11 protein-coding genes and 2 pseudogenes are annotated in these 9,781 nt (G+C 58.8%); 11 read left to right on the forward strand and 2 right to left on the reverse strand.

Features of this window, described 5'->3' with window-relative positions:
- Window positions 1-246 precede the first annotated feature (246 nt).
- Window positions 247-1,407 carry a type IV secretory system conjugative DNA transfer family protein gene (locus DDZ14_RS02730; protein ID WP_109423404.1) on the reverse strand — a complete coding sequence of 387 codons (1,161 nt, stop codon included), beginning with the start codon at window positions 1,405-1,407 and terminating at the stop codon, window positions 247-249.
- A 197-nt stretch (window positions 1,408-1,604) separates the two neighbouring features.
- Here DDZ14_RS02730 and DDZ14_RS02735 point away from each other — a divergent pair, with 197 nt between their 5' ends.
- The 11 genes and pseudogenes from DDZ14_RS02735 to DDZ14_RS02780 form a co-directional block, all read left to right on the forward strand.
- Complete coding sequence (locus tag DDZ14_RS02735) at window positions 1,605-2,135, forward strand: DUF3768 domain-containing protein (protein WP_109423405.1); 531 nt, start codon at window positions 1,605-1,607, stop codon at window positions 2,133-2,135.
- A gap of 369 nt (window positions 2,136-2,504) precedes the next feature.
- The gene (locus DDZ14_RS20110) at window positions 2,505-2,858 is read left to right on the forward strand and encodes a helix-turn-helix transcriptional regulator (protein WP_109423406.1); all 354 of its coding nucleotides are present in this window, start codon (window positions 2,505-2,507) and stop codon (window positions 2,856-2,858) included.
- Window positions 2,848-3,330 (forward strand): hypothetical protein, encoded by a 483-nt coding sequence (locus DDZ14_RS02745; RefSeq protein WP_109423407.1) that lies wholly within the window; start codon window positions 2,848-2,850, stop codon window positions 3,328-3,330. The genes DDZ14_RS20110 and DDZ14_RS02745 overlap by 11 nt, the downstream gene beginning before the upstream one ends.
- Before the next feature lie 70 nt (window positions 3,331-3,400).
- Window positions 3,401-4,144, forward strand: coding sequence for a hypothetical protein (locus DDZ14_RS02750; protein WP_146193063.1), 744 nt, complete (start codon window positions 3,401-3,403; stop codon window positions 4,142-4,144).
- 190 nt (window positions 4,145-4,334) lie between these two features.
- Window positions 4,335-4,694 carry a hypothetical protein gene (locus DDZ14_RS02755; protein WP_109423409.1) on the forward strand — a complete coding sequence of 120 codons (360 nt, stop codon included), beginning with the start codon at window positions 4,335-4,337 and terminating at the stop codon, window positions 4,692-4,694.
- A complete protein-coding gene (locus DDZ14_RS02760; RefSeq protein ID WP_199221264.1) occupies window positions 4,694-6,769 on the forward strand; it encodes a type IV secretory system conjugative DNA transfer family protein in 2,076 nt (691 codons plus the stop codon). Before DDZ14_RS02755 ends, DDZ14_RS02760 begins: the two co-directional genes overlap by 1 nt.
- A gap of 19 nt (window positions 6,770-6,788) precedes the next feature.
- Complete coding sequence (locus DDZ14_RS02765) at window positions 6,789-7,667, forward strand: replication-relaxation family protein (protein ID WP_109423410.1); 879 nt, start codon at window positions 6,789-6,791, stop codon at window positions 7,665-7,667.
- A 28-nt stretch (window positions 7,668-7,695) separates the two neighbouring features.
- Window positions 7,696-8,031 (forward strand): hypothetical protein, encoded by a 336-nt coding sequence (locus tag DDZ14_RS19285; protein WP_146193064.1) that lies wholly within the window; start codon window positions 7,696-7,698, stop codon window positions 8,029-8,031.
- 76 nt (window positions 8,032-8,107) lie between these two features.
- On the forward strand, window positions 8,108-8,425 hold the full coding sequence (locus tag DDZ14_RS02770) for an H-NS family nucleoid-associated regulatory protein (RefSeq protein WP_109423411.1): 318 nt from the start codon (window positions 8,108-8,110) through the stop codon (window positions 8,423-8,425).
- 198 nt (window positions 8,426-8,623) lie between these two features.
- A pseudogene (locus DDZ14_RS20220) lies at window positions 8,624-8,764 on the forward strand (transposase); the annotation flags it as partial.
- 1 nt (window position 8,765) lies between these two features.
- A pseudogene (locus DDZ14_RS02780) lies at window positions 8,766-9,048 on the forward strand (transposase); the annotation flags it as partial.
- Between the two features lie 22 nt (window positions 9,049-9,070).
- Here DDZ14_RS02780 and DDZ14_RS19290 read toward each other — a convergent pair.
- Complete coding sequence (locus DDZ14_RS19290) at window positions 9,071-9,775, reverse strand: hypothetical protein (RefSeq protein WP_146193065.1); 705 nt, start codon at window positions 9,773-9,775, stop codon at window positions 9,071-9,073.
- Window positions 9,776-9,781: the final 6 nt, after the last annotated feature.

Below are 9,781 nucleotides of genomic sequence, written 5' to 3' on the forward strand. Positions count from 1 at the left end.
CTGTTCTACGCCAAATAGAAGAATTTGTTTTGACGATGGGGTCATATCGTGATGATCTCTATGCTCTTGTCCCAACTTCCGTGCCCTGTTTTGGCGGCTCTGACTTACGGTGCGTAGAAAAGGATATTCGTGATTGAGCAAACATTTGTTCCCTTCGCCGCATTGGGCAGACTGAGCTCGAAACCGTCATCCTCTGCTTACTCCCTGAAGGTCCGCTACACTTCCTGCAAGCCTCGCCCAAGAACTTCAGCGAGACGGCTCAGTCGTCATCGTGAACGGCCGCAACCGCTCTCCCCGCACCATCAGTTGCACGAACGCACGGTGGTTGGGGAGGTATACCAGGTCAGACACGTCGACCGAGCCGAGCTGGCGGTGAAACCTCGGTGCATCCTGTGCGCCGACGCGGAAGATGATCAATGTGCCGGCATTTCCGAGTACGGCCTCGAACACCTCCCGGTCGGTCTGCACGATGTGCTGATGGGCAAGCGTGAGCCCAATGCCGTACTTGCGCGCTTCGGCCAGCATCCCGGCGAATACCGAAGTCGTAAAGGCGTGGAATTCATCGATGTAGAAGATGAACGGGCGCCGCTCGGTTTCGGGGAGATTGTGCCGCGTCAAGGCAGCGTTGAGGACGCTGCTCACGATGAGCCCGCCCATGACGTTGGCGTTGTCGCTGCCGAGACGGCCCTTGGCGAGGTTGATGACCAGCGATTGACCCTTGTCCATGATCTGCCGGAACCGAAGCGGTTCTTGAGGCTCGCAGAGGGATCGTCGCAAGGTGGGGCTGGCCAAGAAAGCGCCGAGCTTGTTGGCGATCGGTGCGACGCCGTCAGCGGCGTTCTGGTAGTTCATTTTGGGGTATTCCCTGGTCCAGAAGGCATAGACCTGCGGGTCGGTAACACGGGCCACGACCGAGCGGCGAAAATCCTTCTCGATGAAGAGACGCACGATCTGGCGCATATCGGCATTGGGCTGTTCGAGAAGCGCCAAGACGGCGTAGCGCAGCAGGTGCTCCATGCGCGCGCCCCAAGCGTCCTTCCACTGCTTCTTGAGCGTTTCGATGAAGCCTGAGGCGACGAGCGGACGGAAGTCGGCCCCGACACGGGTGAGCGGGTTGTACCCGTAGGGGCTCTCGGGATCGGCCACGTTCCAGTAGAGGTGATCCGTCCCAAGGTCCCCGGACAGCAGATCGGCGAGATCGCCGTGCGGGTCGAGGAGACAGAAGCCGATCCCGGCCCCGGCGTCTTGCTGCGCCATATTGAACAGCAGCGTCGACTTGCCCGTACCAGTCTGGCCGATGATGTACATGTGCATCAGGCGATCGGACAGACGGATGCCGAAGCGATAGGGGCGATAGCGATAATGCGCAATGCCGAGATGGGTGACGTGATCGGGCGATGGGAACATCGCCCCATTCTGCGCCCTGCCCGACCACGTCCCTAGGCTGCCAGAGACGGCACAGCGGAATATCCCCCCTGTCGATAGTCAGTCACCTAGCCGGATCCGGGGCCCTTTGTATCATGAGGACAGATTGTTCCTCACTTGGATCGCCTTCCGACAGATGCGCCTGCACTTCCGCGGGCTCATCTGCATGGGAGGTGATCATGGGAATACTTCAGGACGATGTCATTGGCGACATCGGCGCGGTCCCGGTTTGCAAGGACTGCGGGTCGGAGCGCGTGGCGCGCGACGCTTGGGCGTGCTGGAACGCCGAAACCGGGCTCTGGGAGCTCGAGACGGTGTTCGATGAGTGTCATTGCCACGTCTGCGAGGAGACGACGACGCTCGTCTGGAAACGCGTCGAGAGCGTGCCTCGCAAGCGCATCCGGGAGCTCAACGACCTCTACCGGACTGAGGGGCGTGGCAATGGCCTCGTTGTCATTACGCATGGGGTCCAGGAGAAGGGCGAGGATTTCGTGAATCGCGTCTGCGACGCCGTGCGCGCATTCGACGGCTTCTCAGATAAGAACGACCCATGGGGCGAGCACGACTTCGGCTCCGTCGAGATCGAAGGCGAGAAGATCTTCTGGAAGATCGACTACTACGATCCGACGCTGACGGCGGGATCGGAGAATCCGGCCAACGAGGCGCTCACCAAGCGCGTGCTGACGCTCCTGCTGCCGTCCGAGTATTGAGCATACCGCCCCGCCTGGGGCGGTCTTTTTCGAGAGGCGGGTCCGGTTGAGCCAGCGAGCGGTGATTGGGCACCCCGCCTCCGATTGAGACCGCAGTTGGCTGTCTCTCTAGCATTGCCGCTCGCGGGTTTGATATTCTGGTCCTGGAAGGACAGGGTAAGGATAGTCCCCGGTGAACCACCACCCGATCGGCAGGAGGGTGCCGGAAAGGTTTCACCTTTCCGGATGAGCAAGCGTCTCGTGCCGGTCGGGTGGGTGTGCATCGCCAAAGGTGAGTTCTCATCGAAACTGGGGATTTTGCGCCTCCTAGTGTGGAGGAACCCACGCTCGTAAACTGGGGGGAATTTACAAGCGTAACCAACCAGACATATGGCAACCGAGTTCTCACTCGATCTCCGCGCGGCGCGGCGCAAAGCGGGGTTCGTGCAGAGCGATATCGCTCATTTATTGGCGTCGCACCAATCGGCAGTTTCCGACCTGGAACAAGGACGGCGGCGGCCGACCTTGGCCGAGATCGTCAAACTCTCGCTGATCTACGGCCGGTCCTTCGAGAGCCTCTTCGCGATGATCATGGCCGAGGCCAAGCGGGATCTGCGCAAACGGGCGAAGACGCTGCCAAAGAACGTCCGCTCCTACGTCGGCACATTCAACCGCACCTCCTCGATCGAACGGCTGCGGGATCGGCTGGCCGAGGGCGATGGAACCGAGGAGTATGGCGGTTAGCAGGTTTCTCGGCATTGCCGCGGCCTCGGGACGGGTCGGCTGCGTCTACGTGATCCACGGCCGGCTCCGGGACTGGCAGATCTCGGGCACGGCGTCGCGGTCGCCCGAAGATGCGGCAATGCACGCACAACGCTGGATCACACGGCTGGAACCGGAGGCCGTCGTGACCGAGAAGATTACAAAGACCTCGCACAAGGGCGAGAAGACGCGGGCCATCATCGCGGCCATGGCCGATACGGCCGCGCAGTTCCACGTCTACGACATCTCGGTCGCGCGGGTGCAGTCCTACCGGAACAAATACGAAGAGGCTGCGGCGCTCGCCGAACTATATCCCGAGATCAAGGATTGGCTACCGCCAGAACGTCGGTTCTATGACAATGAGCCGCGCAACACCGTCCTTTTCGAGGCCCTGGCCCTTGTGCACAAGGTACTCGATGATCCCACGACAGCCATTGCCGCCAGCATGGGATAGCGCCCGCGAGTGATTGACAAGCTGCAACGAAAGGTTTCAGCTTCTTCGATATTAGCTAAAGGACATTTTCATGAGATCATATGATGCAGCGCGGTCGCTTTATGGATTCCTCGGGTTCTGTTCTTGGTGTCTGGTCATCGTGGGGGGCGTCGTCGCCTTGTTCGGGGCCGCCGCTCTCAACGAAATGAACTCTTTCGGCCGCAGTCCGTCTGCGATGGCCCTGCTCGTCAGCCTGTTGCCAGGAACTGGAATGTGTTTTGCAGGCTTTCTAAGCCTGGCGGTTGTGCAGAACGGGCGTGCGACGGTCGACATGGCCGAATACACCCAGCAGATGCTGAAGATCGCACGTGACCAGCTCGAAGTCTCGAAACAGGCGCTGCGGCAGGGGGGCGCTTTGGACCAGGGATACGCGGCTCTTAATACCACCGGCGAAGGAGCGGCGGCCGAAAATCTGGTGCCGGATGGCGAGGCCGCCAAATCCGGCGGCGGGTACGCGTCCAAGAGTGAGAAAGCGCCCGTCCGCGCCTCGGATGAGAAACCCGCGTTGGTGGTTCCTGATCACAAACCTGGCGACCTCATCGAATACCGCACCAAGCTGATCCGCGTTGATGAAGCCGGCTACGATTTTGCGGGTCGCATTCACGAGAGTTTCGAGACCGCAGCGGCATATGTGGACCAAGACACCGCTCTGCCGCCCAAGACACCTGACGAGCCGAAACTTGTCACCGATCGCCATGCCACCGATTCACGCGCGCAGCAGGGCGACGCACAGTTGGCGCCGCCCCGAACCAGCGGGCCGGATTCTGCGGTCTGACCCGGCTATGAGTTGTAACCTGACCCCCATACTGACCCCCAACCTCTATGGGGGTCCGGTATGGGGAAACACGGGCGAACATACCGGATCGGTGCAGAACCAAATCGCCACTCCGCATCCCGTGACTTCACCTGCATTTGCAGCTGACTCCCCACCCGCGCCACCCTTCTCTGCCGAGAGGCTATGAGCGATGCGCATCTCGGTCACGCACCATACGATCCGGAAGGGCTTTGTGCTGAAGACGACCTATTATGAGGTTCATCTGCGCGTCGCCTTCACGCACGAGGAAAAGCAGATCATCCGGCAACGCAATCTGCTGAAGACCAAGCTCATGGATCGCCGACCGGCGAATGCGAAGAACGATGCCCGGGACGAGAAGTTCGAACTCCGGGTCGAACACCTCATGGACGAGCGGCACGACCGGTTTCTCTGCGCCACGCCGAGCCAGTCCAAGATCTACGAAGAGCAACTGCTCGATGCGCTCCGGCAGATGAAGCTCTGGCTCGATGACAATGCCGATACGGCCGACCCGACGGTGATCGAATTCTGATGGCGCGATCGGCGGCAGAAGACTTCGGTGGACTGTTCGTGGCCGTCTTGGGCCTGGCCCTCGTCCTCGCCATCGCCATGACGGTCACCGCCTTCGCCTTCCTCGCGATTCCGGCATATATCGGCTACCGAGTCTGGAAGGATAACCCACAGCGCCTCGAGCGCCTCGCGCGTGCAGAGACCATGGTTTTGTACAATCACGCCCTGGCCGGGACGGTGCGCCTTTCGGACGAAGACATCGAAACCGCCCTCGCGCAGCACTGGCCGCCCGACCTGCCGGGTTCCCTACGCATCCAGCTTCTTGATATCGGCAAAGCCCTCTTCGCGCAGGAAGGCTTGTCGTCGGACATCCCGCCGGTCCCGGCGCTCTGCAACACCGTCGAGGGCGCCCGCTACCGCGATATGCTGGCGCGGACCGGCCAGGCCCGAAGCGACCGCGGGATGGTGATGCAGGCGCTCGATACGATCTCTGCGGCTCTGGCCCCGATTGCCAATGCCGTGCCGCCAATCGAGGGCGATGTGCTGGTCGAGGTGACCCAGTTCACCCATCCGCTCGGGCAGGCAGTCCAGAACGTCATCGCGCCGTTCTTCCAGGACAACGACTACATGCTCTTCAAAGGGCTGCGGCAGACGCTCGACGCCAATCTGGGCGCCACGCATCGCTCGAACCCGGTCTATCCCGTCGACTACAAGGGCGATGATGTCGTCGACACCTATTTGCGCGGCACGCTTCTGAAGGAACTGTTCCGCCTCAAGACGCCATTCGCGATTCCCGAGGAACGGCGCTTCGAACACACGCATATCGTGGCTGGGTCGGGTCACGGCAAAACCCAGACGCTCCAGTATTTCATTGCCAAAGATCTCGAAGCCGTGGCTTGTGGCGACCGCTCGGTCGTTATCATCGACAGCCAGGGCGATTTGATCAATACGATCCTGAAAGCCAAGGTTTTGCCGCCTGAGCGGATCGTGCTGATCGATCCCGAGGACATCGGCTATCCGGTCTGCCTGAACCTCTTCTCGGTCGGCCAGGACCGATTGGAAAGCTACATTCCGCTCGAACGCGAGCGTCTCACCAACTCGATCATCGAACTCTACGACTTCGTGCTCGGCTCGCTGCTGTCGGCGGGCATGACCGCCAAGCAGAGCGTTGTCTTCCGTTACGTAACGCGGCTCATGTTCCATATCCCGGGCGCGACCATTCACACGCTGCGCGACCTAATGGAACCCGGTGGCACCGAGAAATACCGTGACCATATCGCGAAACTCGACGGGACGCCCCGGCGCTTTTTCGAGACCGAGTTCGACAGCAAGGAATTCGCCAATACCAAGACCCAGGTCTTGCGTCGGCTCTACGGCGTCCTCGAAAACCAGACCTTCGAGCGGATGTTTTCGCACCCACAGTCAAAGTTCGACATGTTCACCGAGATGAACGCGGGCAAGCTGATACTCATCAACACCACCAAGAGCCTCTTGAAGGAACAAGGCACCGAGGTCTTCGGGCGGTTCTTCATCGCGCTCATCGCCCAGGCCGCCCAGGAACGGGCCACCCTGCCCGACTGGGACCGCTTGCCCGTCATGGTCTATATCGATGAAGCGCAAGACTACTTCGACCAGAACATCGGTCTCATCCTGAGCCAAGCGCGCAAATACAAGGTCGGGATGGTCATGGCGCACCAATACCTTGGCCAGCTTTCGAATGGCCTTCAGGAGGCCTTCGAGGCCAACACGTCGATCAAGCTGGCAGGTGGCGTCTCCGCTCGCGATGCCCGCGTTCTAGCAGGCCAGATGTCGGCCGATCCGCAGCTGATTCAGCAGCAGCCAAAGGGCACCTTCGCGACCTACGTTCGAGGACTGACCGAGCGTGCGGTGCCAATGAGCTTCCCGTTCTTCGTTTTGGAGAACCTGCCACGAGCTTCAAAAGAAGACATTGAGGCCATCCGGCAACAGTGCCGCCAAGCCTATGCGGAGCCTTGGTCACCCAAGGTCGCCCATGAGGATTCAGACGATGCAGAGCCGCCGGAGCCACCGCCAGAAAACGACCCGGACGATCCCCTGAAGCCTTCGCCGGAGCTCTAAGCGGGCATATCTTGCGTTTATGGGTATACAGCAGACAGACCGCCTGGGACGGGCCACCTTTCACCATATTGAGCCGCGCATTGGCGTTCGTCCAACCGAACGCGAGATCCGGTGGCTGAAACACATCGAGCGGCATGGGCCGCAATCGTCCGAGTTCCTGTTCGAGCTGACGCGGGACACACACCGCTGCAAGGATACGGCGCTCAGAGACATGCAGAAGCTCCGGGCTGGTGGCTATCTCAGGCTGCCGCGGCAGCAACGCGCGACCGAGCGGGCCGAATTCCAATCATACATATACGACCTCACCAAGCAGTCTCAGGACTACCTAAAGAGTCTGGGAATTGCGGAGAAAACGATCCGGCCGACCGGGCACTGGTGGCACGCCTATGCCATCTCGGCCGTCACCAGCACCTTGGACACCCGCGCGCGAAGGCGGGGGCGGGAGTTTATCCCCGCGCACAAGATTCTGGAGCGAAATGGCGCCGAACTGGGCATCCCGATTGGCGGCAAGTGGATCATTCCGGACCAATTGTTCGCTGTGCGGTATGCGGATGGCTTTCGCGCCTTTCTCTTGGAGGTAGATCGAGCGACTGAGCCACTGCGTTCCAGTCATGCTCGAAAGAGCCTCATCCAATCGGTCGATCTGTATGCCGAGATGTTCGCCAGGGACCTGCATCGTCGGCACTATGGTCTCAAGTCCAGCACAGCGGTCCTGTATGTGTTCACCAATCCAAGCCGGTTGGCGGTGTTCCAAAGGATGGTTCAGGAACGAGCGGGGCCGCTGACTGGCCGTTTCTTATGCAAGGCGCTTCCTGAACGGCTCACATGGGAAAGTCTGGACGAACTGCATCAGAGGCCGTGGCTGACGGGTGGCGGTCAAGAGGTGGCAGGGTTGTAGCGGGCACGCGCCATGGCAAGAGGCACAGATGGTTTCTGAGACTGGAGAGGTAGCATCGCCGGTTACCAGTCGCCCGAATATGATCACCGATGAGACGATAAACTTCATCGAAGCTGTAGACGGCCGAAAGACTATGAAGGGAGCCAAGGCTTTCTCAGACGAGAATCATGATCTTTCTGTGGTTGATATCGCCAAACTTATTGACCTGCACCGCGATGACATTCGGCTCCCTCCGGTGAAAATCGGGACGACGAAATTTTTTCGGCATCAGCGCGACCTTCAACCATTCAAGAAATTCAATGAGCATAAGGACGCATGCATCCGCGCAGAGCACGGGCTGTTCTGTTCGATCGTAGGTGCATGATCTCATTGTGTCTGGGTAAAACATCGAATAGCGTCACGGAAACTATCTTCCAATCGCATAGAAATGGAGCTTCGATATGGCGAATGTGGATCTCAGCAATCTCGATCTCAAAGATCTAAAGGCGCTGCAAAAAGATGTTTCAAAAGCCATCAAGCAATACGAAGAGCGCCGGCGAAAAGAAGCCTTGGCCGCGGCCGAAGCAACGGCACAAAAGATGGGGTTCACGCTCGCCGAACTGACTCGGGAGAAGACCAAGCCGCGCGCCGCCTCCGCTCCGAAATATCGGCACCCCGAGAACGCATCCATCACTTGGACTGGGCGCGGGCGCAAACCGAAATGGTTTATGGAGGCGATAGCGTCGGGCAAGTCGCCGGACGATTTGCTTATTGTCTAGATGAGATCGATCGGCGGATCGTGGTGGGCGCGATGGGTTGATCCTGCACTGGGCAGAGACCGGACATCGTCTGCGCCAGCCGAGTGAGTATTGGGGCAAACCCGGCCTCGCTGCTCGCACTCGCGTAACGGCCCTCAGCGCATTGCGGTCTCGGTGCATGGCTGCGATGCAAAAGACGGTCTTCTCTGGTGCGCCGAGCACAGGGTCGAGTGGCACTACATCGCGCCCGGAAAACAGATGCAGAACGGCTTCGTCGAGAGCTTCAACGGCAGGATGCGGGACGAGTTTCTGAACGAGACGCTGTTCCGCAATCTCGCCCATGCCCGCGATCTGATCTCCTGTTCGGGCCGTCGAGTTCACCAGCAGCGGCATCGGCGACGCACCCATGCTGCCGGAATTGCTCGACCATATCCCGCCCGAACAGGAGATCAGTAGCGTCACCGCGGACGGCGCCTATGCCACCCGCAAGTGCCATGATGCGATCGCCGAGCGCGATGCTCATGCTGTCATCCCGCCCCGCAAGAACGCGAAGCCGTGGAAGACCGTCACCGCGGGGGCGGTGGCAAGAAACGAGGCTCTGCCGGCTTCGAAATACCTCGGCCGAGCAATCTGGAGAAACTGGAATCAAATGAGGAAAGGACGGTCTCACACAAAATCAAACTTTGGAAAATTGCCTTCTCGGAAAATCTCCATAACTCGATCGGCATCCTTAAGTGAGAAGCTGTGTTTGGTCAATGATCGAATAGATTCGATCGGCTGGCTATAAAACTCAACCAAATCGTTGTAGTATTTCGAGTTCCCCAGCATCAGTTGAATTACGAGCACTTCATTCGGCCTGAAGAAACCTATCGGTTTCTCTACAATTGATTGAATCAACGCCTCCTCTGAAGAAATATCGAAAATCCGATCAATTTCTGCTTCAGCCAGGGTGAAAATTTTCTCAAGCCGCTCAGGAAACTCTTCAATCCGCACGTAGACTATCTTCCCTTGATCGCGAAGGTCATCAAAAAAGGGATCGTTATCGTGAACCGTGCAGCGGCCATGCGCAAGGTTTACCGGTATCCAGTTCTGACGGTGCCAGAATAAGATCAAATCCGAATACGGCTTCGGCAAACTTAAGGCTTTGCCAACAGCTTTACCAAGCCTATGGGCAACCTCAATTCCGAATTCGAAATTTATAAAATCCACCTTGGACGAAAGTCCCGTATGAATTTCAACAGAGGCGTTACTCGAAACGGGTCGGACAAAACTCCTTCTGGATTTCACATATTTCCAGTTCGGCCTCTCAAGTGCAAATTCGTTCAGAATCTTCTCACTGTTCTTTTTTATATCCGAAATTTTCTTTGTCATAATCAA

The organism is Maritimibacter sp. 55A14, assembly GCF_003122205.1.
Classification (GTDB): Bacteria; Pseudomonadota; Alphaproteobacteria; order Rhodobacterales; family Rhodobacteraceae; genus QEYE01.